Consider the following 26376-nt stretch of genomic DNA (forward strand, 5'->3'; position numbering starts at 1 on the left):
CCTGACGGGCGCGTATCACTTTTGCATGCTGGGGCCGCAGCGCACGCAGCGATTGAGGCGGTAGTGAGCGGCAATGCCGGTGTTCTACGTCCGCCAGCGCATGACATTGCGGTAGTTAACCTATTCGAGCTGCTCCAGCGTTTTCACCGCGACTATCATGCCAACATCTACCCCGACCTTCGCGACCCTTTCACAAATGCGCTATTTAATACTTATCGTGCAGCGTTGTATCCGAAAGGGTTCCCACGGCCGCTAAAGCTAAATACGGATGCGCGCGGGACGTTGTTCGAAGCTGTAAAAGGCGGGGGTGGCGGACAAACTTTTTTGTCAACGACTTTGCCCACAGTAACTCGGGGTGATCACTTCCATTTAAATAAAGTCGAACGCTTTCTCGTAGTTCAAGGCGAAGCGATTATTCGTATCCGCAAAGTTTTGAGCGACGTGGTTTGGGAATATCATGTTTCAGGCAATAATCCAGCGCCGGTGGACATGCCGACGCTTCACACCCATTCGATTGAGAATGTTGGCGACACTGAGCTATTAACGCTTTTCTGGACACATGACCTTTTCGATCCAACTAACCCCGACACTTTTGCTGACAAGGTTCTATAATGAAACGTCTCAAAGTTATGACTATTCTCGGCACCAGGCCCGAGATTATTCGTCTTTCGCGTGTAATGGCACGTCTTGACACCTACACTGACCATGTCGTTGTCCACACGGGTCAAAATTGGGACTACGAGCTAAATGAAGTTTTTTTTGAAGATCTTGGCGTACGCAAACCGGACCACTTTCTTGGTACGGGAGGCGGTACTTTAGGTGAGACACTAGGAAAGATTTTAATCGAAAGTGAGAAAGTTATTGCCATAGAAAAGCCTGACGCGGTTGTTGTTCTTGGAGATACCAATTCGGCGATTTCCGCAATAATGGCGCGGCGCATGAAGGTTCCGGTTTATCACATGGAGGCTGGCAACCGATCTTTTGATCGGAACGTTCCTGAAGAAACTAACCGTAAGCTGGTTGATCATATTTCAGACTTCAACTTGGTTTATACAGAGCACGCACGTCGGCACTTGCTTTCTGAGGGAGTTCATCACCGGCGTATATATTTAACCGGGTCACCGATGCGCGAAGTTCTTGATCATTACCTTGAAGATATTCAGGCATCGGATATACTGAAACGGATTGGCTTGAACGATCGTGGATACTTCATCGTCTCGCTGCATCGCGAAGAGAATGTTGATAGTGCGGCTCGCCTTTTACAATTGGTTAGTGCTCTCAACCGAATTGCTCAGCAGTACGATATGCCAGTCATCGTCTCTACTCACCCGCGCACACGCAAACGCTTGGATGCGCTTACGGATGTCACGTTGGATAAGCGTGTACAGTGGATGAAGCCTTTCGGCTTCCACGATTACAATAAACTGCAGATGCGTGCTTTCTGTGCGATTTCTGACAGTGGGACGATCGCTGAGGAAAGCTCGATGCTTGGGTTTCCGGCAATTACACCGCGTGACGCAATTGAACGCCCTGAAGGTTTGGATGTTGGCTGCCTAATCATGACAGGGCTGAACGCTGATTCCATCTTGGACGGCATCGCTGCCATTACGAGTAGCTTCACGGCACGTGAGAATGACAACCTGTCCCACCCAGTGCCGTCCGACTATTGCATAAGAAACACCTCAGAGCGCGTAGTAAATCTAATCATCGGAACAGCGCGCCTTTCTAATTCGTGGGATGGGATCAGAACGTAGATGGCCAACTAAATGACACGCGTAGATGTTACGATTAAGCGCTGTTTCGATATCGTTGCGGCAGCACTAGGACTGGCCATTTTGTGGCCAGTAATCGTTGTAGCGTGGAGACTTGCAGCGCGTGATACTGGTGCAACTGGGTTCTTCCGACAGGAACGTGTCGGTCGTGACGGAAAGCTATTCAAAGTGATAAAAATTCGCACGATGCGGGCAATGGACGGAACTACTATTACAACTGCAAGTGACGACAGAATTACTCCTCTTGGGGCAAAGCTTAGGCGCTATAAAATAGATGAATTACCTCAACTTTGGAATGTGCTGATTGGGGATATGTCAGTCGTTGGACCTAGACCAGATGTGCGTGGGTTTTTAGACTGCCTAGAAGGAGAAGATCGGAAACTTTTGCAGTTGCGCCCCGGTATTACTGGCCCTGCTAGCCTTAAATATCGCGACGAGGAGCAAATGCTCGCCAACGTTAAAAATCCGGAGCAGCACAATACATATGTAATTTGGCCAGACAAAGTTCGGATAAATCTCGAATATATGCGAAACTGGAGTTTCGTTGAGGATATACGTATTATTTTGAGGACAATTTCTTAATGTCAGATGAAGAATATGCCCCGCTCCCTTTTACTCCGCTGATAATTATAGGGGCAGGGAGATCAGGGACCAACGCCCTTCGTGACGCATTAACGCGACTGCAGGATTTCGAAACTTGGCCGTGCGACGAAATCAATCCGATTTGGCGGCACGGCAATCTCGACTTACCCACTGATGAAATACCGCCCGAACGGGCGACACCCGTTGTACGACAAGCAATCCGTTCTTCATTTTATAGGATTTGGCAGAAACAAGGTTGCCCTAGATTCGTTGTGGAGAAAACATGCGCAAATACGTTGCGTGTGCCGTTTGTCGATGCGGTCCTACCCGAGGCACTATATATACATATTGTACGGAATGGGTTTGACATCATTGTTTCCGCGCGTAAGCGTTGGCGCGGCGAGTTGGAGGTACCGAGCCTATCTTACTATGCGGCAAAGGCCCGATATGCACCACTTTCTGACCTGCCACGCTATGCCGTTTCCGCGCTAAGAAACCGACTGGCCATTAGGTTTGGTCGTCAAGAGCATTTCGACTCTTGGGGGCCGCGCTTTTCAGAGTTGGGTAGCCTTTCGGGAGCCCCTTTAGACGAGATAGTCGCTCGGCAATGGGCTGCTTGCGTTACCTCTAGCGATGCGGCATTTGCGCAAATCATGGATTCCCGAGTGTATCAAATGCGCTACGAGGACTTCACTAATAATCCCGCGGACAGCTTGGCTGACATAACAAAATGGCTCGGGGTAGCCGCTAGGCAAACGCAACTCATAGAAGCGACATCCTCAATCACAGCGTCCTCTGTCGGCAAAGGCTTGGCCGCTTCCGAAACTTTGCCCGAAAAAATTAAGTCCTTGCTCGCCCCCTCAATGCGTGCTCACGGCTATCAGGAATAGGAATAAACTAGTGCGTATCTGGCTATCTCGCCCTCACATGTCCGGTCGCGAAGAGACCTATGTAGCTCAGGCGTTCGAAAGCAACTTTATTGCCCCTTTGGGCCCGCAGCTGGATGCCTTCGAGGCTTCGGTAGCCGATTATCTTGGCGGGGGGGTCTATTGCGTTGGGCTATCTTCAGGGTCCGCAGCGCTACATTTAGCTTTGCGCCTAGTTGGTGTTGAACCTGGTGATGAGGTTTGGATATCTTCGATGACCTTTGCTGGAGGGATTTTTCCAGTACTCTACATGGGCGCGACTCCTGTCTTCTTTGATCTTGATCCACTGAGCTGGACTATTGACGTGGCCGCTCTTGGAAATGAACTGGAAAAAGCTGCTAGGTTGGGGAACCTACCTAAAGTGATCGTACCAACAGATCTCTACGGTCAAAGCGTTGATATCGAACCGCTCGAAAAACTTTCCGCTCAATATGGTGTCAAACTGGTAGTGGATAGTGCAGAAAGCTTGGGTGCGTCATATAAGGAAGGGCGCAAATGTGGTACCGGAGGCGATGTATCCATCCTATCGTTCAACGGGAATAAAATTATCACCACTTCGGGTGGCGGAATGCTCATCACCCGATCTGAGGCAATCGCAAATGAAGCGCGCTTTCTTGCAAGCCAAGCGCGCGATTCTGCCCCACATTACGAGCATTCTACGTTCGGTTATAACTACCGTCTTTCGAATGTCTGTGCAGCGATTGGTATCGGCCAGATGGAAGTTTTAGATGACCGCGTGGCCGCTCGCCGGTCTATCCACGCTCGCTACCGTACTGATTTAGATCTGCCCGGCTTTAGTTTCATGCCTGAACCTGCTGGATATCACTCAACCCATTGGCTAACCGCGATTTCAGTTGATCCTAACAACGCGGGCGTGAGTAGAGAGGATATTCGAGAGATGTTAATGGAACACGGAATCGAATCTCGCCCGCTTTGGAAGCCCATGCACATGCAACCTCTATTTGCCGGAGCGCAATATATTGGTTCTGGGGTTGATGAACGGCTTTTCGAGACTGGGCTGTGTCTACCTTCAGGCAGTGATATGAGCGAAGCGCAACAAAGCGAGGTAATCGACCGCATTCAAGCGCTGGTCGATAAAGCTTAAACAATGAAAGTGCTCCTAACACATCGTTTTTTCTGGCCGGACACCGCACCATACGCGGTGATTCTGCGTACAATTGGTGACGCACTGGCCGAAGCCGGGCACGAAGTCCACGTTTTGTCTTCATTGCCATCCTACCGGTCAGATACACGATCATCCGCCCGAAAACACGAACGACTTGGTGCGCTTGAAGTGCGTCGGATTTGGGTGTTCAGGGATGAAAAAAGAAATTCGCTGCGTCGCCTAGCGAACGTGGTACTTTATTGCTTTGCATTGTTCTCAAGAATATTGCTCTTGCGTCCAGGCGTCGTGACCGCATCAACATTTCCGCCGGTAATTGCCGCTTGGAGCGCTTGCCTAGCAGCGAGACTGGTAGGTGCAAAATTTGTGTATCATATTCAGGACATCCATCCTGAAATATCGATTATCAGCGGGGGCGGTCTGGGACGAGGCCTGCCAATGAAAGCTTTACTGTGGCTTGATAACCAAACACTTAGACGCGCCGATACGATTATTACTTTGTCCGAAGATATGGCCGATACATTGCGCGCGCGCGGGTTGGGACCACTGCCGATCACACTGATCAATAATCCCGCTATAAGTTCTGACGACAAACCCATCACACCACCTTCCGAATTAGTCAAATCACCGGACAAGATTCGGGTGGTTTTTGCCGGTAACCATGGACGCTACCAGAACCTCCCCCTCCTAGCAGAAGGGGTGGCGCGTTGCTTTGAGGCCCACCCCGAACTAGAACTGATGTTTCTAGGTGACGGTATGGCACTGGGCGAGCTTAAGTCTCGCTGGGGGGACCATCCACAGGTATGCTTTGTTCCGTTTCTACCCTTCGCTGAAGCGCGCGATATTATCAGCCAAGCGGATATTGGACTAGTCTCACTGTCGCCCGGTATCTATCGCGCGGCTTATCCTTCGAAAGTTTTATCATATGCAGGGCTAGGCGTTCCCATGTTGGCTCTTGTAGAGCCAGAAAGTGAACTAGCGAAAGCTCTTTGTGAAAACGGGATTGGATCGGTTCCAGTTGAAAACACGCCTGAGGCCGTCGCATACGCCCTTGAGGAACTGCTGAGCAGAAGGGTAGCGTCGAATTCAGTAGTTGAGTGGCACCAAACCATCGCGGGAAGCGCGCAGATTCTTGCGCGGTGGCGCTTGCTTATGCAGGGGATGGAACAATGAACAATGGGCAGATTGATCACCCCCGACATTCGCGGCAGCGTCATCTAATGATTGATGCCCTTAACCTTGCGCGTGGCGGGGGGGTTGTTGTTATGTGGCGGCTTGCCTTTGCCTTTGCATCTAAGGGCTATCGGGTAACTGTTCTTACAGCGCGTGACTTGCCGGGAGCCAATTCAGCAGGCAGTGGAGTTGAAATCATCGTTCAACCAAGCGCTCGGGGAGGACTACGTGCTATGCTGTATCGTCTGTTCCGTTTGACGGCTCGGGCAAAGTATATTGGTGCCGATGCAGTGCTTGGTTTTAACTACCATGCGAAGGTAACTTTGCCGCAGGTTACCTATCACATCAATATTATACCATTTCTTGAGTTCGATGCGCGTCGCAAAGCAGTAGGCTACTTGCGGGCAATAACGCAGCGCCTAGCTGCCCGTTCTGCACTGCGACGGTCAACAGCCAACATCTTCGAATCTGATTATGTTCGGACGTTGGCAGCACGTAGTGGCATTACAATTCGCAATCCAACCGTCGCGTACATCGGTGCTGAAGAACAAGACCATCTCTCAGTATGTACCAATTATCGATTGTCAGGACCGTTTGTGACCGTGACCAGTGGCGCACCGCACAAGAGAAATGACCTTACTCTCACTTTTTTTCGGAGGATTCTTGCTAAAGAGCCCAATGCAAAGTTAGTAATAGTCGGTGATGTTGGCGCTATCCGAGCCGGACTTTCGGCTGAAGACCGTAAATTTATCGACGCCTCGGATCAAGTATCTTTCAAAGGCTATCTTGCACGCGACCAACTCTATGAGTTGCTTGCTCAAGCTAGAGCACTGATTGTTTTTTCCGAACTCGAAAGCTTTTTCATGGTAGCAATCGAAGCTATGTCAGTCGGTTGCCCCGTTATTGCCGCTGACGGCACGTCAATCCGTGAGAGTGTTGGCTCAGCTGCATTGGTCGTGCCGGCAGGTGATGTCGACGCTGCCGTGTCCGCAGCAGGACTACTCACCACCCCCGAAGTGTTCGCGCGCCAGGAAGCAGTCGGGCGCAAATGGGCCTCGACTTTTGAAGCTGACAAATGTGCAAATTCCTTTGTTGCCGCTTTCGAAAATGCAATATGGCCTACTAGCGAAACAGTGGAAGGAAAGCGCCGCCCATGAAGATTTGGAAACGACTATTGGCATTTTCAGAGCGGAATCGCGGAGCGCTTTTCCGCAATGCAATTCGGCAGACAGCAGTCCGTATCTGGATTCGCTATAAGTTATGGCGTTTTTTTGGCCCAATATTGCCAGCTCGTGATCCGAAAACATGGGTGTTTATGGCAGGATGCTACAATTCCGGTACAACTATTCTGCGTGAGATGATCGGCGCTCATCCCGATGTAGCGTCGCTTCCCCGCGAAGGGGTTGAGATGACAGAGGCATTTCCCGATCTTGAGGCGGGAGGATGGGTGAGAATGTGGTATCGGAATGCAAAGGCTGCTGACCTTACAAATCGCGATCCGCATTCTTTGGCGCGCAGAGCAAAGCGAGACTGGTCACTTTGGTGGCGGCGCGGCGCACCGGTATTTATTGAGAAGTCAATTATCCATGGGGCGTGGATGCCTACGTTGGATGCTGGATTTCCTAACGCACGGTTCATTGGCGTGATTCGTAATGGGTACTGTGTTTGTGAAGGTATTCGGCGTCGGGCGCGACCGAATGATGCAGCCCGTTCGGCGATAGATAGTGATGTTTACCCAATTGAGGAAGTGGGCCGCCAGTGGAACTTCGCTAATAAAACCCTTCTCCGCGACCGTGCAGTGGTCCAGAATTATCATGAAGTCCGCTATGAAAACTTTGCCGCCGAACCGCTTAAAACTATCCAATCCATCTTTACCTTTATTGGTGTAGACCCAGACGTAGTTATGATTCGGAATGACGGACAGCTGGAAATTGGCGGACGAACGTTCAGGATACAAAATCAGAATGCCGAAAGCTTGAGCCGACTTGAAGCATCCGAGAAGGACCGCTTGTGGTCCGAGATCGGGCCAATGATGACAGAACTTTCTTACCTGAAGGAAACATCGTCATGAACCCAAAGAAGGGCAATGTACGCCTATCACTTGATTTCGAATGCGGATGGGGGGTTGCACAGGGCGGGGGATGGCGCCGAGCGGAGGCTTCTGGTGTATATCGAAATTTGCGGCCGGCGCTGCGTCGTTTTACCCAACGGCTGGAGGAGCTAGAGCTCTCCTTCACTTGGGCAGTTGTAGGTGGAATGATTGAGGATCCACACGCACGGGATCTTTCCCATTTGCGTGGCGCATTTGATCGCGACATGAAGACATTTTTAGCCGAGGCGGAAGACTTTACAGTTGATGGACGCGATCTTTTGGACATGGTCACCAACTTGAAGACAAAACAGACCTTCGCGACGCATACCTATTCTCATTTGCTGTTCTCGGACCCAGAACAAGATATCAATGTTGTCACGGAAGATTTGACGCGAGCCATCGCTGTCAACACACGGCTAGGACTGGATGCAAGTCGTCTAGTTTTTCCTCGCAATCACGTTGGACACATCGGCATTCTGAAAGATCTTGGAATAACCCATGTCCGCATGCCACCTGCAAACAGTAAGAACCCCACAGCACGTATCGGAGCTTTAAAACGTGGGCTTGCGCTAATGGCCCGGCCGGTGGCCGTAGTCACCGAGCGAGTGGATGAGACTGGCATTGTATGCCACCACGCCAGCGAACTTCTGAATTGGGGCGTTTCCGCTTCAGTACTAAAGCGTAAATTGATACAGCGTCGTAGAAAGCTTGCTCTTGAAGAAGCAGTGCGAGGAGGCGACATTCACTTCTGGGTACATCCTTTTGATCTGGTGCAGACCAAAGGTTTGGAAGGCGACATATTCGCGATGCTAACGCACATTGCGAACTTACGAGAGCAAAGCGTGATCGACGTTGGTGGGTTTTGAGAATGTGATTTAAATCACTATTCTGATATAAACCAGAAGCAAGGACTGGCAGGTTTTGGTAAGAAACTCCCTGCCGGAGGTCATTACGGCCGAGGAGTTTTTTCGCCCATGTTTCATCAATTTCATAATCTTAGTGTTCAAACTGAGGGCAATGCAATCGTTATATCCGCCATTAAAGCATTCACGCCAAAAAATTCCTGAATTGCAATTAAACTTCGCGGCGAAAATAAAATAGAATGAGTAATGCGACTTATGCAAAGAGCTTTAACACTAAAGACCTATATCAAACTCATCTTGGGCATTATCCACCCAGTATTGATAATATTGCTACCGCTCTACCGAAGAAAATTTTCAAAAGTTGAAACCACTCATAGGCCAATCTTTATAGTTGGGGCTCCCCGTACTGGCTCAACAATATTGTATCAAGTGCTAACAAATAATAATGAGCTTTTGTATATTGATAATCTTGCATCGCTATTTCATAGAACGATGCCTTTCGGTATATGGCTTTCTCAGGTACTTTTTCGAAATAAGCAGCATAATTCATTTAGCTCAAAGTATGGGAATACATCATCATTTCACGCCCCAAGTGAGTCGCAGGCTTTTTGGTTTCGGTGGTTTCCGAAAGATCGAGACTTTGTAGAAGTTAGTGATATAGATCCAGTAAAGATTGACAATATGAAAAAAACAGTGTCGTCCATGATGAGTCACCACGGCAAAGACATTATTTTCAAGAATCTAGCATGTGGTCAGCGCATTCGCGTGCTATTTCACGTATTTCCGAATGCGAAGTTCATATTCCTTAGAAGGGATCCACGATACACAGCGCAGTCTTTACTTCTTGCTCGCCGTAACTTGAACATTCAGGATAGTGCCTGGTGGAGCGTAAAGCCGAAACTTTATAGAAAATATAATAGTTATTCAATTCATAGGAAGTTGGCACAGCAGATTTGGTCTGTAGAGAAACAAATTTCAGAGGATATAAGGGAAATTCCAGAAACAAATAAGCTGGAAATACGTTACGAAGAGCTTCCCGCTAGACTTTATGAAATTCAAGATTTTTTGAATTTAGAGTTCGGCTTAGATTTCGATGTAGATGATCTAAAAATTACCAACAGATTAAATGTGTCAGAAACAGATTGGGAAGCGTTAGAAACTGCTTATAAAGAAGTTATATTGCGAGAGGGTAACTAAGTCATGGAAACGAAGCAACAGTATCGGAATTTGTGTGAAGTAGAACCTTCAGTTCCGCTGTTTCATCAAGCTTGGTGGTTAGATGCCGTTTGTGGGGAAGATGGCTGGAGCGTCGCGACATACATCCGAGATGGGAAAATCACTGCTGCACTTCCGTACATAATGAAAAAGAAATTTGGCCTTAAACAAATTGGGCAACCACGGTTTACTCAAACACTAGGTGTGTGGTTCACACCTTCAAAAGCTAAATATACTAAGAGAATTGGAAAGGAGAAAGAGGTTGTATTCTCATTGATAGATTCCCTGCCATATCACCACATCTTTTTTCAGGGGTTTCATCACAATTATGATAATTGGCTTCCATTTTACTTTCGTGGATTTGAACAGACAACCAAGTATTCCTATGTTATTAAAGATTTGAGCGATCTAGATTCCATATGGGGTGATATGAGCGTTGATGTAAGGCGAGATGTGCGACGGTCCAAAGACGCTCTAAAGGTTGTAAATGATATCTCAGCCTCAGAATTTTACAAAATAGTTCACAAGACATACTCTCGTCAAGGCATGTCTCCGCCCTATTCTGAAGCACGGTTTATCAAGCTAGCTGAAGCTGTGTTCACACATGGCTCAGGAAAAATGTTTGCGGCTGTGGACAGTGAAGCAAATATACATGCTGTGTCGTTCATTGTTTGGGACAAGCATTGCGCGTATTACCTGATCGGTGGTGGAGACCCGGAGTTTCGCAATAGTGGTGCAGCAACACTCTGCATCTGGGAGGCAATCAAGTTCTCATCGACGGTTACAAACTCTTTCGACTTCGAGGGATCAATGGTAGAAAATATAGAGCGATATTTTCGAGGATTTGGAGGAAATTTGCAGCCCTACTACCGTATCTATCGTTTCCAAAATGTACTAATCGGCCTGGCTTTCTATTTTCGACGGTATTTTACAAAGAGGCTTTGATTTCCGATGAACTCAATTTTTCGCGCTGAGCGGATGAGAATACTTTCTAATTATTGCCGTTTACTCGCAAGCATGATCATCGGACTCGTTGTAACAAGGTTATTATTGCAAGGCGGTGAATGGCTTTTTAGTGTCTATACATTGATCACGGTTGGGATGGGCGTTTCAGTCATGCTAACGGAGCTCATACGGCTTGGCAGTGTACCTATACTCGGTGCTAGTCTTTGCGAAGGCGAAGTATTAGATAGTCGTAAGTTCAGTGAAGACCTTTCCGCGACGTTTGCAATTTCGCTGGCTGGATCCGTCCTAGGTGCGGCAATAATGCTGTGTCTAGGCTGGCTGCTTCTGGGAACAGATGCTACGCTATCGAATGAGCGTGCGGTCTGGCTTTTCTTGTTCACTAGAATTGCGATGATGGTTTTCGCCGTAGCCCTCACGCCAGCAATGGTGGTTCTTTTGGTCAGTGGTCGGCAACCGACCTTCAATCTGTTTCTTTTTCTAGAGCGCGTTGCTGAGCTGATCGGTGTAGCTGTCCCCTTGTGGGTGTTATCAAGCTCAAATAGTCTTGAGTCCGATCACTTGATTCAGATTGGAGCTGGCGTAGCATTATGCTCGATCGCCGTTTACGTCGCGGCTGGCGTGTGCGCATTTCAGCCGAGTTCTGCAGTTAAAACGCAATTAAGTCGCCTAAAAATGAGTGCGTTAACGGTTTTGCTGCAACGGATCGGGTGGAGCAGCCTACAAATACTATCTTCGAACCTGTATGTTCGCGTCGATATCCTGATCGTCGCGGCTTTTGTCGGCCCAGCAGGAACGGTTGCCCTGGGAATCGCAATTCGTCTAATGGGCTACGTGCGTCAAGCGACGAATGGTCTTATAAGTGGATTAGATGCAATTATTGCAAATCTTGATGGCCAACGAAAACGCTCCCACGGTGACCCAACTTCAAGCGATGAGATCGAATTCAAGCTGTTATCACTTTCGACGTGCCTCCAAGGCGGAATTGTATTTCAACTGGCTGTACTACTAATCCTACTTCGTGAAGCGATTGTGAACCTATGGGTGGGCGACTTAATCCGCGAAAATGTAGCCTCCTCTACAGTGGAAGATATCGCTTTACTCGCAACACTAATGGTAATCGGGATCGGATTTCGGAGCTTAAATCTTAGTTGGATGAGTGCCATGACTGGACGCGGTAACGCAAAGCACTTCTCACCCTGGTTAATGCCCGGTGCCATAGGAAATGCCACTGTTCTTACTGTCTGGGGAACCTTCTCACCCGATACTTTCTCGTTTCTGGCAATTGGGTGGGTCTTTGTCAGCTTTCAGCTGATGACACACGGAATTTTGATCCCCATCGTTAGCGCTCGGTCGCTTGGGTACCCTTTGAAGCTACTAATTGAACCCCTCTTCGTGCCCTTAATGATCGCTGTTGCAACCTTCCTAGTCGCACAGGGCTTGAAGTCTCAGTTCAAAGATATTCCCTCGGTATGGGTCGTTTTGGGAGTTGTCGTGGTGGTGGGTATTGGGTTCGCTGTGACCCTTTGCTTTACAATACGGATGGGAGGGCGCAGGAATGTTGTAGGCCCACGTGATCAAACATAGGGGCGTCAAGAACGGGGTAAATTAGGCACTGGCTCGTAAAGTCAAGCGTAGACAATATTGTTATACGAAATTTCAATAGGTATAAGTGAACCAACGATTTAGTTGAAGTCACAGAAATTTTTCAGTATATTTAGCATTCCGCCTGGACGCCCGAATTGCTACAAGACCGGCTTTTCCGCTCTGAGCGACTTACCTATGCGCTCAACACATCCCTACCATAAGCAGCATACTCCTAGAAAGCGAAACGATAAAGTGACTGTGAGACTTGAGTACGCCAGCCTAGTGGCAATGGAGCCTGAGCGAGGAAATCTATGGCAGCACCTCGCAATTGGCCAGAAGCAGGACGAAAAATAGCGTGTTTGGAATAGTTTTCATAGCCTTTGGAATACTTTTCGTAGCCATGCTCTTTTTTGTTGCTTACGCAACTAATGGTCGTGAAGTATTTTCACCACCTATGATCTTTTGCATTTTCGTATTTGTCTATGTTTTTCTTAGAACAATTTATATGTTCTACGTTGTCGATTTTTCGGAATACGAAGCCCCGGTAGATGAAACGATTTTGGGGTATGGTTTCATTGCGATGACCTTCGCGATAGTTTCTTACTGCGCAGGGTACCTCTATGTTGGAAAAGGCTATATTAAGCTTTATAGACCGGAGTTTTCTATAAAAGGCAATTTGGCTTATTACGTGTTGATTGCCGTTGCGCTGCTGGGACTTCTTTTCTACTTTCGTTATATGGGCGTTCTCGATAATCCATTGCGTCCTTTTGTTTCGAGATACTTTATCACTGACGGCAACCAGAGATCTTCGCTGACTTTTCTCGCTATGGGTGCAGACGTTTTATATGTAATTTTTTTGTTTCGTTTGGCACAAGTGAAAAAACTTTCACGGTTAAAGCCATACGAATATATGTTAATTTTAATCCCTATCTTTACCAATATTGTTACAACAAATCGCGGGACAATAATTCTATACATTTTTGGTGTTCTTTGCGTCACGTATTCTTTAAGGAACTTTAAATTTCCCTACCTCAAGTTCTTGGCATTTGTCATTACTATTGTTGGAACGTTGGGCGTAGTGCGCGGTGTGACACAATCAGAAGAACAGGTTCAAGCAGTTGACATTGAATACGTTGCCGTACTTTCTCAAACCATTGAACATATTATGGAGCGACCTTACCACATCGCTATCGACAAAACATCTTTTATAATTTCCGAAGTCTCGGAAAGAAACTTGTACTTGCATGGAGAAAGTTTAATTTCGTTCATTTTTGCCCCTATACCGCGCATTTTTTGGGCAGACAAGCCAAGCGTTACAATTGGTCCATGGGTCGCGAAGGTAGTATACAGTCGCGAAAACAGATCGGGCGTGCCTCCAGGTTTGATAGCGGAGCTTTTTCTTAATTTCTCTTGGCCTGGTATTATCATTGGTATGTTTTTTTACGGCGTAATTTGCAGAGTATTGTACAATACGCATAAGCGCTTTACCGATACTAGTCTAGCTTGGAGAGTATTTTACTCAATATTCTTAATTAGCTTTATCTTTCGGATTTTGGGTGCTGATTTTTCTGGCGCTGCTATATTTTTCTTGAGATTGTTTGTTCCGTTTTTTTTGATTTTAACTTTAACCAAATCTCACAAGCCCACCGCTCACAGCGAATAAAATTCAATATAGCTCGAAAAAGGCCGTCACCGTAGCTGAATTGGCGTCGCTCTCTAATAGCTCGGGGAAGAGAGCGGTTCCAATGCGGTCGGGTGTAAAACGCGGATCAATAATGGGCTACAGAAGCGGTTGCGCATCGCAGTTGTAGAGGAGTAAAAATTCCGCCAGCCTGTGCCTGAATAGCCCCTGGTTTCCTAGACACCTTCTTGGTTCATATTGGACTGTCTGTTTTCGAAGTCGACAGGCGACAGCATGCCGTTTCTGACATGTTTGCGTTTCGGGTTATAGAACATTTCGATGTAGTCGAAGATGTCCTGTCTGGCCTGCTCGCGGGTCTTATATGTTCGACGCCGGACGCGTTCCCGTTTGAGCAGGTTGAAGAAGCTCTCAGCGACCGCATTGTCATGGCAATTCCCGCGCCTGCTCATCGAGTGTTCGATATTGTGGGCCCGCAGAAACGCCGCCCAGTCCCTGCTGGTGTACTGGGCGGATTCAACCGGTCGTCGCGACACCGTTAATCATATCTTGTTTGAGCAGCCGGTCGAGAGCTTCTGTCGGAGTCTGCCGACCCAGCGTTTTCCGAGGCCGCGTGTTCAGGGCATGGGCTACGGCGCTCAGTTCTTCAGCACTGTGTTTGCTCAGGTCCGTGCCCTTGGGAAAGTATTGGCAGAGCAGACCATTAGCGTTTTCATTGCTGCCGCGTTGCCGAGTTGCGCCTGATTTCTCGGGAGATCGTGCTGCGCGATCTCTTAAGCTTCCGGGCGATGGCACGGACACTTGTCTCCCTCGCACACTCCAAAGCTATTTCTTCACGTTCTGCGAAGGAAAGGCTACGGTTCTGCAGTAAGGGCGCCGATGGCGCAAGATGTGTGGGAGGCATGCCACCAGAACTCCGAAACCATCGCGTTCCGACGGGTGCAGAAACACCTGCTTTAACGGCGGCATCCTGCTGGATAGCCTCTCTGCAACCGCCCGGCAGACCGGCATAGATTCTCACGTTGCCAGACTGGCGGCCTTCCTGGTGAGTTTAATTTGTCCCGGGTCGAACGTTCGGATTTTCGTCTGCCTGTTTTTGTCATCTACACCTCCATCAACGGGGTGTTGCGACGACCGGTTGAATCCGCCCAATACCTGCCGATCAAATACACCGCACGGTTAGCGGATGCCGGATTGGAGCCCAGCGTTGGCACTGTCGGCTGTTCGTATGATAACGCGCTTACCGAGACGATGATTGACCTATTCATAGCAGAAGTGATCTACAGATTGGGACCATGGAAGTCAGCCGATGCCGATGAATGGGAAACCCTTACATGGGTCGACTGGTTCAACAACTGCCGTTTGCTCGAACCAATCTGATACATCACACCAACCGAAGCCGAGAGGCATTCTATGCATACATAAACATACTAGATAAAGTCGCTTGAGAAGAACTAAACGGTCTCCGGTGAAGCCGGGGCGGTTCAACACGTCCAGCTTAGTGGCGCAGCTTAAGGTTCCGTTCCTATGTCACCCAGTTGAACCAAAGCACTTTACCGGCGGCAAACTCTTGGAGGGCGGCGGCGCTACTATCTTCACACCGGTATTTCAGTGTGGCCAGCTTTATGTGAGTACATCAGAGAATACAGCCTTGCGATATCTTTTCAATATAAGCGTAGTCTACGGTTCGTGCATACGATGTCTTGAAGATAGCCGGGGGTAACCCCGGACACTATTAATTACTTGCCATAATCCTAATTATAAGGCGTTTTGATTTTGCCTGTTACTATAGAACAAACCACGCTGCCCGGCGTCCTAATTATCACCACCCCGCGCTTTGGCGATCACCGTGGATTTTTCTCCGAAAGCTATAGCGCCCGTGCCCTGGCTGAACGCGGTATCAACACGCAATTCGTTCAAGACAATCACTCTCTATCAATGACCCTAGGCACCATTCGCGGGCTGCATTTTCAGGCTCCGCCCCATGCACAAGATAAGCTAGTACGCTGTGGGCGCGGCGCGCTTTTCGACGTGGCGGTCGACATTCGAATAGGGTCGCCGACCTATGGGCAGTGGTTCGGGGCCGAGCTGAGCTTCGAGAACGGTAAACAGTTGCTGGTTCCGGCGGGCTTCGCGCATGGGTTTGTGACACGCGCGCCAGAGACCGAAATTATCTACAAATGTTCGGATTATTATGCGCAGGAGACCGAGGGGGCCGTCGCTTGGGATGATCCTCAGGTCGGAATTGATTGGGGTTTGGGAGATATGACGCCGGTTTTGTCGGATAAGGACGCAAATGCGCCCGCCTTGGCCGATCTTAACAGTCCGTTCACGTTTGAGGGTGTATAGATGAAGCTATTGGTGACAGGCGGTGCAGGTTTCATCGGCTCGGCAGTGGTGCGGTTGGCGATTGCCCAAGGGCATAGTGTGGTAAACCTTGATGCGCTGACCTATGCGGCGTGCCTTAAGAATGTGGCGAGCGTGGCGGACAGCCCTCTATATGCGTTCGAGCAGGCGGATATTTGTGATCGGGAGGCGTTGGATAGGATTTTCGAAGCACATAAGCCCGACGCTGTGATGCATCTCGCGGCCGAGAGTCATGTGGATCGTTCCATCGACGGGCCGGGGGCGTTTATTCAGACCAATGTCACCGGCACTTATACGCTGCTGGAGGCCGCTCGCGCTTATTGGCAAGATGCGGGCAAGCCCGATGGCTTCCGCTTTCACCATATCTCGACTGATGAGGTCTATGGCTCCCTTGGCCCCACGGGGCAGTTTACCGAATATACGCCTTATGACCCGCGCAGCCCCTACTCAGCCTCGAAAGCCGCCAGCGACCATCTGGTGCGCGCGTGGGGTGAAACCTATGGCCTGCCAATAGTGCTTACAAATTGCAGCAATAATTACGGGCCCTACCACTTCCCCGAAAAACTGGTGCCCGTCGTCATCCTCAAAGCGCTCGCTGGCGAGCCAATTCCGGTCTATGGCGATGGTGCGAATGTACGTGACTGGCTGTTTGTCGAAGACCACGCCGATGCGTTGCTGACCGTGCTGACCAAGGGAACATTGGGCCGCAGCTATAACATCGGCGGCGAGAATGAGGTGAGCAATCTTGAACTGGTCAAAATGATCTGCGCCCTGCTTGATGATCGACACCCCGAAGGCCCGCCCCACGCCGACTTGATCACCTTCGTCGCCGACCGCCCGGGCCATGATCAACGTTATGCTATTGATCCGACACGCATCCGGACAGAGCTTGGCTGGCGCCCCTCGGTCACGGTGGAAGAAGGGCTGGCCCGCACCGTGGATTGGTACCTTGAGAATAAGGGTTGGTGGCGCGCGCTGCAGAACCGGCAGGGCGTTGGCGAGCGATTGGGCAAGGCATGAAGATCCTCGTCTTCGGTCACAGCGGTCAGGTCGCTACGGAACTGCGCGCGCTGGACGGCGATGACGTCCAGATCACAGCCCTCGCCCGGGCCGATGCGGACTTAACCGCCCCCACCGCCTGCGCCGCAGCGATCAATGCCCATGCCCCTGACGCCGTTATCAACGCCGCCGCCTATACCGCCGTGGATAAGGCCGAAAGCGATGCGGAAACGGCGCAGATCATCAACGCCGATGCCCCCGCCGCCATGGCCCGCGCCTGCGCCGCGCGCGATATTCCTTTCGTCTCTATCTCGACCGATTATGTGTTTTCAGGCACGGGCGACACGCCTTGGGTGCCCGCCGACCCGACCGATCCGCAAAGCGTCTATGGCCGCACCAAGCGTGACGGAGAGATCGAAATTGCCAAGGCGGGCGGGCGCTACGCCGTGTTGCGCACCTCTTGGGTCGTGTCGGCCCATGGCAATAATTTTGTTAAAACCATGCTGCGCCTCGGAGCCGAGCGCGAGGCACTAACCATCGTTGCCGATCAGATCGGCGGCCCTACCGGCGCTGCTGAGATCGCACGGGCCTGTATAACAATCGCCAAAACCCTCGTTACAGAGCCTAAAAAATCCGGCATTTACCATTTCTCGGGCGCGCCCGACACGAGTTGGGCGGATTTCGCCCGCACTATTTTCGACGCCGCCAGTATCCCCTGCGTTGTGACCGACATCCCGTCGTCAGACTACCCTACCCCCGCAAAACGCCCGCTGAATTCCCGGCTGGATTGCACAGCGACCGAGGCCGCCTTTGGCATTTCCCGCCCCGATTGGCGCGAGAGCCTCACCCATATTTTGCTCAAACTTGATTTTCCCAAGGACTAATTCCCATGACCCAAACGCCCAAACGCAAAGGTATTATCCTCGCCGGCGGCTCCGGCACGCGGCTTTATCCGATCACGATCGCCGTGTCGAAACAGCTGCTGCCTATTTATGACAAGCCAATGATTTACTATCCGTTAAGCGTGCTAATGCTGGGCGGTATCCGAGAAATTCTGATCATCACTACGCCTCAGGACGCAGACCAGTTCAAACGCGCACTTGGCGACGGCAGCCAATGGGGCATTTCGCTGAGCTATGTCACGCAGCCCAGCCCCGATGGACTGGCTCAGGCCTACATCTTGGCGGAAGAGTTCCTAGACGGAGCACCTTCCGCGATGGTGCTTGGTGATAATATTTTCTTCGGTCATGGTTTACCTGAGATCCTCACCCAAGCCGACGCCCAGACCACCGGAGGCACTGTCTTCGGCTACCGCGTCTCCGATCCAGAACGCTACGGCGTGGTGGATTTCGACGAGAACGGCCAAGCGCGTCAGATCATTGAGAAACCGGAAGTGCCTCCGTCAAATTACGCGGTAACTGGGCTGTATTTTTTGGACAACACTGCGAGTGAGCGCGCTAAGACGGTCAATCCATCGGCACGGGGAGAGTTGGAGATCACGACGCTGCTTGAGACCTATTTGCATGATGGATCGCTGAACGTTCAGCGCATGGGGCGTGGGTATGCTTGGCTGGATACTGGGACACATGGGAGCTTGCTGGATGCGGGGAATTTTGTGCGGACGCTAGAGACGCGGCAAGGGTTGCAGACAGGTAGTCCTGAGGAAATTGCATTCGATCAGGGTTGGATCGATGCCGTTACCTTGGAAGAGCAAGCCAAACTATTTGAAAAAAATGAGTACGGTGTCTATCTGAGTAACCTAAATCGTTCGTTGAGATAACCATAAACCCCAAAATGTTTCGCGCGCGAAACAAATTCTTTTTATCGAAGTGGACCTTCCTGTGAGAAAAGTCTTCATCACCGGCACTGCCGGCTTCATCGGTTTCCACCTTGCCCAACTCTTGCTCGACGAGGGGTTCCGCGTCCACGGCTTTGACGGCATGACCGATTACTATGACGTCAAGCTGAAGCAGCGCCGGCACCAGATGCTGCTTCAAAACCCTCATTTCTCAATGACCGAGGGGATGCTTGAAGATGACGCGCTGATCACGCAGGTCACCGATGATTTTGCACCTGACGTTATCGTCCACCTCGCGGGTCAAGCAGGTGTTCGTTACTCGCTGGAGAACCCGCGGGCGTATCTCGACAGCAACCTTGTCGGTACATTCAACGTGATGGAGGCCGCGCGGCGGTTGAAGGTCGAACATCTGCTAATGGCCTCAACTTCTTCGGTCTACGGGGCCAATGAAGACATGCCGTTTGCAGAAACGGATAAGGCCGACACCGCCCTCACCTTTTATGCGGCGACGAAGAAAGCGAATGAGGCTATGGCGCATTCCTATGCGCACCTGTGGGACCTGCCGACAACGATGTTCCGCTTCTTTACCGTCTACGGTCCCTACGGGCGCCCGGACCTGGCGCTGTTCAAATTCGTCGACGCGATCCTCGATGGGCGCCCCATCGATATCTACAACCATGGCGACATGTACCGCGACTTTACCTATGTCACCGATCTGGTGCGCGGCATTCGCCTGTTGATTGACACGCCCCCTGTCCGCCCCGATAACCGCGAAGTGCCCGAGGGCGACAGCCTGTCCCCCGTGGCTCCCTACCGTATCGTGAACATCGGCAATTCTGACAAAGTGCGCCTGCTCGATTTCGTAGAAGCGATCGAGGAAGAGCTTGGTCAAAAGGCAATCCGTAACTACATGCCTATGCAGATGGGCGATGTGCCCGCGACTTGGGCGAATGCGGAACTGCTAAAGACCCTCACGGGTTACAAACCACAGACCGATATCAAGGATGGTATTCGGGAATTTGTAGCTTGGTTCCGCGACTATTACGCCAAGTAGTTTTTGGACGAGGAGTTTGCGATGCCGACCTTAAATGACGCCCCCATTGCCGTGATCGGCTTGGGGTATGTTGGCCTGCCCTTGGCGGTCGAATTTGGCAAGAAGCGCAAAGTCGTCGGCTTTGACATCAACACCGCCCGCATCGCCGAACTGCGGGCCGGCAAGGATAATACGCTCGAGGTGGATGCAGCGGAAATGGCCGCGGCCGCGCATCTCTCGTTTACCGACCAGCTGGATAATCTTGCGGAATGTACCACCTTCATCGTCACCGTCCCTACCCCAATTGATGAGCACAAGCGCCCAGATCTCACCCCCCTACTCAAAGCATCCGAGACGATCGGAAAGGTTTTGAAACGCGGCGACATCGTAATTTATGAATCCACGGTCTACCCCGGTGCGACCGAGGAAGATTGTGTGCCCGTGCTGGAGAAAACCTCCGGTCTGACTTTCAACCAGGATTTCTTCGCCGGCTATTCACCCGAGCGGATTAACCCCGCGGACAAAACCCACCGTCTGCCCAATATTGTCAAAGTTACCTCCGGTTCCACCCCCGAAATTGCCGATAAGGTTGATGCGCTCTATGCGTCGATCATCACTGCTGGCACGCACAAAGCGCCGTCGATCAAGGTGGCGGAGGCAGCGAAGGTAATCGAGAATACTCAAAGAGACGTGAACATCGCGTTGGTGAACGAGCTCGCCCTGATCTTCAACAAGCTCGATATAGACACCCAAGATGTTCTCGATGCTGCCGGTACCAAATGGAATTTCCTCCCCTTCCGCCCCGGCCTCGTTGGCGGTCATTGCATAGGTGTAGACCCCTACTATCTGACGCAAAAAGCTCAATCCGTCGGTTACCACCCAGAAGTCGTCCTCGCTGGGCGCCGCATCAACGACGGCATGGGCTGCTATATTGTAGGTCGCACCGTCCGCGAAATGATCGCGCGCGACATTCCAGTAAAAGGTTCGCGCGCATTGGTTATGGGACTGACGTTCAAGGAGAATTGCCCGGACCTACGAAATACACGCGTGGTTGATATTATCCATGAGCTTGAGAGCTATGGGATTGAAGTGGATGTGTATGATCCGTGGGTCGATCCGACGGAGGCTATGCGGGAGTATGGTGTGGAGATGACTGAAATGCCTGAGGCACGGGGCTATGATTGCATCGTTTTAGCAGTAGCCCACGAGGTGTTTGGGCAAAAAAATTCCGTCAAAGAGTACGGCAAGCCTCAAGCCGTGGTTTTCGATGTTAAGTGCTTGCTACCTCGAGATGCGAACGCTTTCAGATTGTGAGTTTGAGCTACTCCCCATTTGCTGGACAGGATCTGGCGTAATTTAAGCTACTCTTTGCACCTGCTGTTCGGTTTGGGTTGTTTCATTTCGCTGCCAATAGATCACAGCGGGTGGTTGACCGCCAAGGGCGGAATGTGGGCGCTTGCGATTATAGAACTTGATCCACTTGCCGACACCTGCTTTCGCTTCCGACCCGGTCTCCCAGGCATGCAGGTAGACACACTCGTACTTCAGAGATCGCCAGAGCCGTTCTACGAAGATGTTGTCGAGGAACCGTCCCTTGCCATCCATTGAGATACGCACGCCGGATCGGCGCAACCGGTCCGTCCAGGCGAATGACGTGAACTGACTGCCCTGGTCGGTGTTCATAATCTCTGGCGGGCCGAACTTGTGGATGGCTTCGTTCAGCGCATCGACGCAAAACCCTGCTTCCAGCGTGTTTGATATCCGCCATGCCAGTACCTTACGTGTGTGCCAGTCCATGATCGCGACCAGATACAAGAAGCCGCGCCGCATGGGCAGACAGGTGATATCCGAGCACCAGACCTGATTGGGCCGATCCACACGCAGACCGCGCAGAAGATAGGGGTAGATCTTGTGCCCCTTCGCGGCTTTGCTTATGTTGGGCTTTTGATAGATCGGCATGAGGCCCATCAGCCGCATTAGCCGTCTGATCCGCTTCTTGTTCACGAGATGGTCGTCATTCCGCAGGTGCCATGTCATCCACTGGCCGTCAGGGTATTGCCGCCGGCAATGTCCCGAGAGGCTGGCGCACCCCGCAAAACGGGGTCTCAAGGAACTGCTTTTCGATCACGCGCATCCGATCGAGATTCATTTCACTTTCGCCCTTGGGCTCGTAGTAAAACGATGATCGCGAGATCGACAACAGCTTGCATTGCTTGCTGATGGACAGGTTGGCGTTGGCAGGCTCAATCATCTTGCGCCTCACTTGCCGGTCCAGGGTTTGAGCTTTCTGGCCAAAAAATCGTTGGCGACGGCCAACTCCCCAATCTTGGCATGCAGGTCTTTCACTTGTTCTTCATCGACTTCCGGTGCCTTCCGGCCACCGCGCTCAAATACGCCTGACGCGCCTTCAAGTAGAGCACGCTTCCATTGATGGATCATTGTTGGATGCACCCCAAACCGACTGGCCAGCTCGCTGACTGTTTCTTCGCCCGTCAGCGCATCCAACGCCACCTTGGATTTGAACTCTGGGTGATGTTGCTTCCGTTTAGACATATCTGATCTCCTTCGTGGTGAAGATCAGCAGACTACAAATCGCAGCTTACGTCTGTGTCCGAATTTCAGGGGGTAGCTCAAAGAATGACGTTTCAGCCGGTTTATATAGCAGCTTTGCATTGGGGGGGGTAATCATCGCACCAAACGGATATACCAACCCGACCAAGCTCGACGACGCTGGAAACCCCTACGGGTATTCTTGCACCACTAGCGCGAAGAGCGATACCGACAAATATCCGTAGGCTTTCAGACTGAGCGGTTGGTAGATTTCACGCACATGGTTATGTATTAAACCATTGCTCTACAAGACTATTGTGGAGCTACATGACGGCTAGATGTTAGTATGCACCGAACCGGTAAGTTGTATTCTATATAGAAAGCGCTTTCCCATGTTCGGTTTATAGTTCGCGCTGGTGCCGTCATCTACTTAAAATCGTTCACACGAGACTTTAGATCAAAGCTGGTGGCAATTTAAATGCCTCGAAGCTAGGTACATCGGACATATGCCCTACAGCGTCAATCGCGCGACCATATAGCACCTCATACGCCCCCAACATCCGCTCCACCGTAAACAACCGGTCCACCCGCTCTCGGGCAGCGCTCCGGGAAATGCCTACCGCTTCTCTCAAAGCCTCGGCCAGCTCCCCAGCATCCGCCCCAGCATAACGCGCAACATCCCCCGCAACCTCTCGGATCGAGCCATTCTCCACCGCAGCAATCGGCAGACCACAAGCCATCGCCTCAATCGCTGCCAGCCCGAAGGGTTCGTCCCAAAGCGGGGTGAACAGCAGGACAGAGGCGCGGGCGATGGCATCGGTCAGGTCAGCGCCTTGCAGGTGACCGCCGTATTGCACGCGCTCACCTAACAGCGGTCCAATTTCGGTGTTGAAATAACTCTGATCCTCAATCGTGCCGTAAATCCGAAGCGGGATACCAGCAATCTTAGCCGCCTGAGCGGCCAGATGCGTCCCCTTGGTGGGCGTGATGCGGCCCATCCACACGGCGGTGCTATCGCCCTCTGGACGGAACGGCCAGTCCGCAAGATCAATGCCATTCGGTACAACGCGGGCAAAGGGAGCATCTCCCCCATCAAACCATGCTCCCAATTGCTTCTGTGAGCACGTCGTAAACAGTGACCACGGCGCCCCACCATCGGCGACGGCGCGTTTCAGGACCTCGAACGGCGGCACATGTAGGGAGGTCACCATCGGGATCCGGTGCCGCGCGGCGAAGCGCGGGGGGAAGCGGTGCAAGGAATTGTTGTGCACCACGTCGAAACCGCCCTCGGCAAGGCGCGGCAGGATCCGCGCGAACGCGGCATCCAAATGCCCCGTCAGCTCCGGCGTGCCGTGCCATTTGTGCCAAGGAAATTCCCGATCATAGTGAACGTCCACGACAGGCTCGACCTTACCGCCCCAGTCGCTGTCACCGGCCGCAAACAGAGTCACATCATGCCCCCGCGCGCGCAGGCCACGGCAGAGGTGCCAGCAATGGGCCTCCATCCCGCCCATGAAGGGGCGCGCGATGGGGAAACGCACATGTCCGATGACGGCGATCTTCATGAGCTTACTCCGCCGCGATGGCAGAGATACGATCCTCGCCCGCTTGGGCGGCGGCGCGGCGCTCTTCCTCGGTGTCCAGATCGCGCAGCAGCTTGTCCATCACCCGGCGGCTGTTGGCATAGGGCATATCGCCGGTCTGGCGGCACATTTCGAAGTCCGCACCACTTGGTGCGCGCAGGATGGTCAGCGCATCGTCGCTATTGTCGATCAGCCCCATCAGGTGAAAGGCGTGCAACCAGTGCCCCATCGTCCGATGCCCCCAGCGGGTGGCGAAATATTCGGCGTTGCGGACCACGGCTTCAACATGGTGGATCGGCGGCATGCAGTGGTCGTGATATTGGTGATAGACCTTGGCCCCCTTCATCCACCAGATGTCGATCCCACGCGCATCGAGCACACGGCCAAAGTCTGTATCCTCGCCGCCATAGCCGAAATAGCCTTCGTCAAACCCGCCGCTGCGCGCCCAATCGGCGCGATGCATGGCGAAGTTGAGGGACCAGAAACAGCGGTAATCCTCGCAATAACGCAGGCCTTCCGCCGGTGGCCCCTGCCGGTCGGAGTGTTTGACACCGATCTTGTCAAAGTGGTCGAAATCGAGGCCCCCCTCCGTCGCACCCTTGGGCAGATAGGCGACCTCCCCCATCACCAGCCCGCGGCCATCGTGGCATGCCTCTGCCACATCGGCGACAAGCGCGGGGTGCGGAATGCAATCCACATCGACAAAGGCCAGAACGGTGCCGCTTGCCTTCCCCGCCACCGCATTGCGCGCGGCGGCGAGGGGAAGCTCCCCATCGGAGCGGGTGACCTGGATTTGATGGATGGGAAAGGGCGCGTCGGGCAGCCCCTCGTATAGCTCATCCTGCATGGCGGCGATCACCAGCTCGCGTGGGGGCACGGTTTGCGCGGCCAAGCCACGGATAACATTGTGCAAATGCGCCTCGCGGCCGCGGGCGATGGTCAGAACGGATACGTCACGCATGGTGAACCTCCTTTAAAGATTTTGAGATTTCGGGACGGTCCCAAAGTCGGTCCGCCAGATTGCCGAGCCATTGCGCGGTGCGGGTCGCCGCGTCACTGCCCCCTGCCAATGCGCGTTGGCGTGCGGGATTATGCTGGTTCTGCGCCTGCTCAATCGCGGACCGCCAGGCATGGGCAGAGCTTGCCATATGCGGCAAATGCAACGCGGCGCCGGCTTGGCCCAAAGCGCGGGCTTTCTCGGCTTGCTCGTCGAAATAGCGCCACTCTGGCACGACAATCCACGGCTTCGCAGCGGTGAGCACTTGGGCGCAGGTCGTATTGCCCGTGGACGAGATCACCAGATCCGCCGCCGCGATATAATCGGGCGCGTTGTCGACCCAGCCTTTGTGGATCAGGTTCGGCGGCAAGGTCGCATGCCAATCGCGCTGCACCTCGCCGATGGTGATCCAGTCCATCTGCGGATAGCTGCGCGCGGCGACGCCCAAGGCGGCCTCGGAAATGCCATTGCCACCACCACCACACACCAGCAGCGCCATCGGGCGTTTGCCGAGCTTCAGCGTCCCGCGGGCATCTTCGGGCTCGGGCAGTGATACATTCACCCCCAGCCCCGGAGCGTAGTGAATTTTCTCCGCCCAAGCGCTCCAGCTCTCCTGCGCCAAATCCGCGTGGAACGGGGCGAGCAACCCCGCGGCACCGTCATAAGCGGCACAATGCCCCGCATCGCTACGGACGCCATGCTGGAGGACTTTGACATGCGGTACCGAGCAGAGCCGCGCCAGCTGCGCCACCTCGGCCGAGACATCGACGATCATCAGCTCCGGCGCCTCGGCGGCAAAGAACTGCGCCATGGCGGCCATCGCATCGCGGATGCCGGACCAACCAACCGGCGCGCAATGGGTCGTGTCGGGTGTATCAAGCAAAGCGGCGCCATGCGGCTCATCCCCCCGCGCTTCAAACAGAGAGGGCAGCTTTTGCACCGTCACGTTGTCACGCAAAGTCGGGAAAATATCGTCGCGCGCACAGAAAATCCGCACCGGCCGCGCCTCGGGCAGCGCGTTAACAACGGCGCCGCAGCGTTCCGCATGGCCCCGCCCCTGGTGATGCACGAAATAGCCGAAGGGCCGCAAGGGAACGTCAGGAAAATCACGCAT

General features: G+C 52.2%; 22 protein-coding genes and 5 pseudogenes. 20 read left to right on the top strand and 7 right to left on the bottom strand.

Annotated features, from left to right (window positions below):
* The 13 genes from GLP43_RS16025 to GLP43_RS16080 form a co-directional block, all read left to right on the top strand.
* Window positions 1-612: polysaccharide biosynthesis C-terminal domain-containing protein (locus tag GLP43_RS16025; RefSeq protein ID WP_443069486.1), on the top strand; the 612-nt coding region annotated here is incomplete at its 5' end.
* The gene (gene wecB / locus GLP43_RS16030) at window positions 612-1754 is read left to right on the top strand and encodes a non-hydrolyzing UDP-N-acetylglucosamine 2-epimerase (protein WP_237280133.1); all 1143 of its coding nucleotides are present in this window, start codon (window positions 612-614) and stop codon (window positions 1752-1754) included. The genes GLP43_RS16025 and wecB, both read left to right, overlap by 1 nt.
* A 12-nt stretch (window positions 1755-1766) precedes the next feature.
* On the top strand, window positions 1767-2354 hold the full coding sequence (locus tag GLP43_RS16035) for a sugar transferase (protein ID WP_237280134.1): 588 nt from the start codon (window positions 1767-1769) through the stop codon (window positions 2352-2354).
* Window positions 2354-3244 carry a sulfotransferase family protein gene (locus GLP43_RS16385; protein WP_443069487.1) on the top strand — a complete coding sequence of 297 codons (891 nt, stop codon included), beginning with the start codon at window positions 2354-2356 and terminating at the stop codon, window positions 3242-3244. The genes GLP43_RS16035 and GLP43_RS16385 overlap by 1 nt, the downstream gene beginning before the upstream one ends.
* A gap of 10 nt (window positions 3245-3254) precedes the next feature.
* Complete coding sequence (locus tag GLP43_RS16040; RefSeq protein ID WP_336885977.1) at window positions 3255-4385, top strand: DegT/DnrJ/EryC1/StrS family aminotransferase; 1131 nt, start codon at window positions 3255-3257, stop codon at window positions 4383-4385.
* 3 nt (window positions 4386-4388) lie between these two features.
* A complete protein-coding gene (locus tag GLP43_RS16045) occupies window positions 4389-5576 on the top strand; it encodes a glycosyltransferase family 4 protein (RefSeq protein ID WP_237280135.1) in 1188 nt (395 codons plus the stop codon).
* A complete protein-coding gene (locus GLP43_RS16050) occupies window positions 5573-6733 on the top strand; it encodes a glycosyltransferase family 4 protein (protein ID WP_237280136.1) in 1161 nt (386 codons plus the stop codon). Before GLP43_RS16045 ends, GLP43_RS16050 begins: the two co-directional genes overlap by 4 nt.
* Window positions 6730-7647 (top strand): sulfotransferase family protein, encoded by a 918-nt coding sequence (locus GLP43_RS16055; protein WP_237280137.1) that lies wholly within the window; start codon window positions 6730-6732, stop codon window positions 7645-7647. Before GLP43_RS16050 ends, GLP43_RS16055 begins: the two co-directional genes overlap by 4 nt.
* Window positions 7644-8534, top strand: coding sequence for a hypothetical protein (locus tag GLP43_RS16060; protein ID WP_237280138.1), 891 nt, complete (start codon window positions 7644-7646; stop codon window positions 8532-8534). The genes GLP43_RS16055 and GLP43_RS16060 overlap by 4 nt, the downstream gene beginning before the upstream one ends.
* Before the next feature lie 243 nt (window positions 8535-8777).
* Window positions 8778-9728, top strand: coding sequence for a sulfotransferase family protein (locus GLP43_RS16065; protein WP_237280139.1), 951 nt, complete (start codon window positions 8778-8780; stop codon window positions 9726-9728).
* Between the two features lie 3 nt (window positions 9729-9731).
* Window positions 9732-10691 carry a GNAT family N-acetyltransferase gene (locus GLP43_RS16070; protein WP_237280140.1) on the top strand — a complete coding sequence of 320 codons (960 nt, stop codon included), beginning with the start codon at window positions 9732-9734 and terminating at the stop codon, window positions 10689-10691.
* A 6-nt stretch (window positions 10692-10697) separates the two neighbouring features.
* Window positions 10698-12296 (top strand): hypothetical protein, encoded by a 1599-nt coding sequence (locus tag GLP43_RS16075; RefSeq protein ID WP_237280141.1) that lies wholly within the window; start codon window positions 10698-10700, stop codon window positions 12294-12296.
* Window positions 12297-12651: 355 nt separating this feature from the next.
* Entirely contained in the window at window positions 12652-13959 is a 1308-nt protein-coding gene (locus tag GLP43_RS16080; protein WP_237280142.1) for an O-antigen polymerase, read from the top strand.
* 194 nt (window positions 13960-14153) lie between these two features.
* Here the strand turns inward: GLP43_RS16080 and GLP43_RS16085 are convergent.
* The 3 pseudogenes from GLP43_RS16085 to GLP43_RS16390 all read right to left on the bottom strand — a co-directional run.
* Window positions 14154-14453 (bottom strand): annotated as a pseudogene (locus GLP43_RS16085) (IS3 family transposase); the annotation flags it as partial.
* Window positions 14452-14664: pseudogene (locus tag GLP43_RS16090) on the bottom strand (transposase); the annotation flags it as partial. The pseudogenes GLP43_RS16085 and GLP43_RS16090, both read right to left, overlap by 2 nt.
* Window positions 14657-15038, bottom strand: a pseudogene (locus GLP43_RS16390) (helix-turn-helix domain-containing protein); the annotation flags it as partial. The pseudogenes GLP43_RS16390 and GLP43_RS16090, both read right to left, overlap by 8 nt.
* A 46-nt stretch (window positions 15039-15084) precedes the next feature.
* On the opposite strand from GLP43_RS16390, the pseudogene GLP43_RS16095 reads away from it, so the two are divergent.
* The 7 genes and pseudogenes from GLP43_RS16095 to tviB form a co-directional block, all read left to right on the top strand.
* Window positions 15085-15312: pseudogene (locus tag GLP43_RS16095) on the top strand (IS3 family transposase); the annotation flags it as partial.
* A 399-nt stretch (window positions 15313-15711) separates the two neighbouring features.
* The gene (gene rfbC, locus GLP43_RS16100) at window positions 15712-16284 is read left to right on the top strand and encodes a dTDP-4-dehydrorhamnose 3,5-epimerase (RefSeq protein WP_237280143.1); all 573 of its coding nucleotides are present in this window, start codon (window positions 15712-15714) and stop codon (window positions 16282-16284) included.
* The gene (rfbB, locus tag GLP43_RS16105) at window positions 16285-17322 is read left to right on the top strand and encodes a dTDP-glucose 4,6-dehydratase (RefSeq protein ID WP_237280144.1); all 1038 of its coding nucleotides are present in this window, start codon (window positions 16285-16287) and stop codon (window positions 17320-17322) included. It abuts the gene before it with no gap.
* Window positions 17319-18185, top strand: coding sequence for a dTDP-4-dehydrorhamnose reductase (rfbD, locus tag GLP43_RS16110; protein ID WP_237280145.1), 867 nt, complete (start codon window positions 17319-17321; stop codon window positions 18183-18185). Before rfbB ends, rfbD begins: the two co-directional genes overlap by 4 nt.
* 5 nt (window positions 18186-18190) lie before the next feature.
* On the top strand, window positions 18191-19081 hold the full coding sequence (gene rfbA, locus GLP43_RS16115; RefSeq protein ID WP_237280146.1) for a glucose-1-phosphate thymidylyltransferase RfbA: 891 nt from the start codon (window positions 18191-18193) through the stop codon (window positions 19079-19081).
* 61 nt (window positions 19082-19142) lie between these two features.
* Window positions 19143-20153 carry a GDP-mannose 4,6-dehydratase gene (locus tag GLP43_RS16120; RefSeq protein ID WP_237280147.1) on the top strand — a complete coding sequence of 337 codons (1011 nt, stop codon included), beginning with the start codon at window positions 19143-19145 and terminating at the stop codon, window positions 20151-20153.
* 21 nt (window positions 20154-20174) lie between these two features.
* Complete coding sequence (tviB, locus tag GLP43_RS16125) at window positions 20175-21446, top strand: Vi polysaccharide biosynthesis UDP-N-acetylglucosamine C-6 dehydrogenase TviB (RefSeq protein WP_237280148.1); 1272 nt, start codon at window positions 20175-20177, stop codon at window positions 21444-21446.
* A 42-nt stretch (window positions 21447-21488) separates the two neighbouring features.
* Here the strand turns inward: tviB and GLP43_RS16130 are convergent.
* The 4 genes and pseudogenes from GLP43_RS16130 to GLP43_RS16145 form a co-directional block, all read right to left on the bottom strand.
* Window positions 21489-22685 (bottom strand): annotated as a pseudogene (locus tag GLP43_RS16130) (IS3 family transposase).
* A gap of 449 nt (window positions 22686-23134) precedes the next feature.
* Window positions 23135-24247 carry a glycosyltransferase gene (locus GLP43_RS16135; RefSeq protein ID WP_237280149.1) on the bottom strand — a complete coding sequence of 371 codons (1113 nt, stop codon included), beginning with the start codon at window positions 24245-24247 and terminating at the stop codon, window positions 23135-23137.
* 4 nt (window positions 24248-24251) lie between these two features.
* Window positions 24252-25226, bottom strand: a complete 975-nt coding sequence (locus GLP43_RS16140; RefSeq protein WP_237280150.1) for a glycosyltransferase family 2 protein — start codon at window positions 25224-25226, stop codon at window positions 24252-24254.
* Complete coding sequence (locus GLP43_RS16145) at window positions 25219-26376, bottom strand: glycosyltransferase (protein ID WP_237280151.1); 1158 nt, start codon at window positions 26374-26376, stop codon at window positions 25219-25221. The genes GLP43_RS16140 and GLP43_RS16145 overlap by 8 nt, the downstream gene beginning before the upstream one ends.

Origin of the sequence: Sulfitobacter sp. M39, assembly GCF_021735935.1 — a bacterium.
Taxonomy (GTDB): domain Bacteria; phylum Pseudomonadota; class Alphaproteobacteria; order Rhodobacterales; family Rhodobacteraceae; genus Sulfitobacter.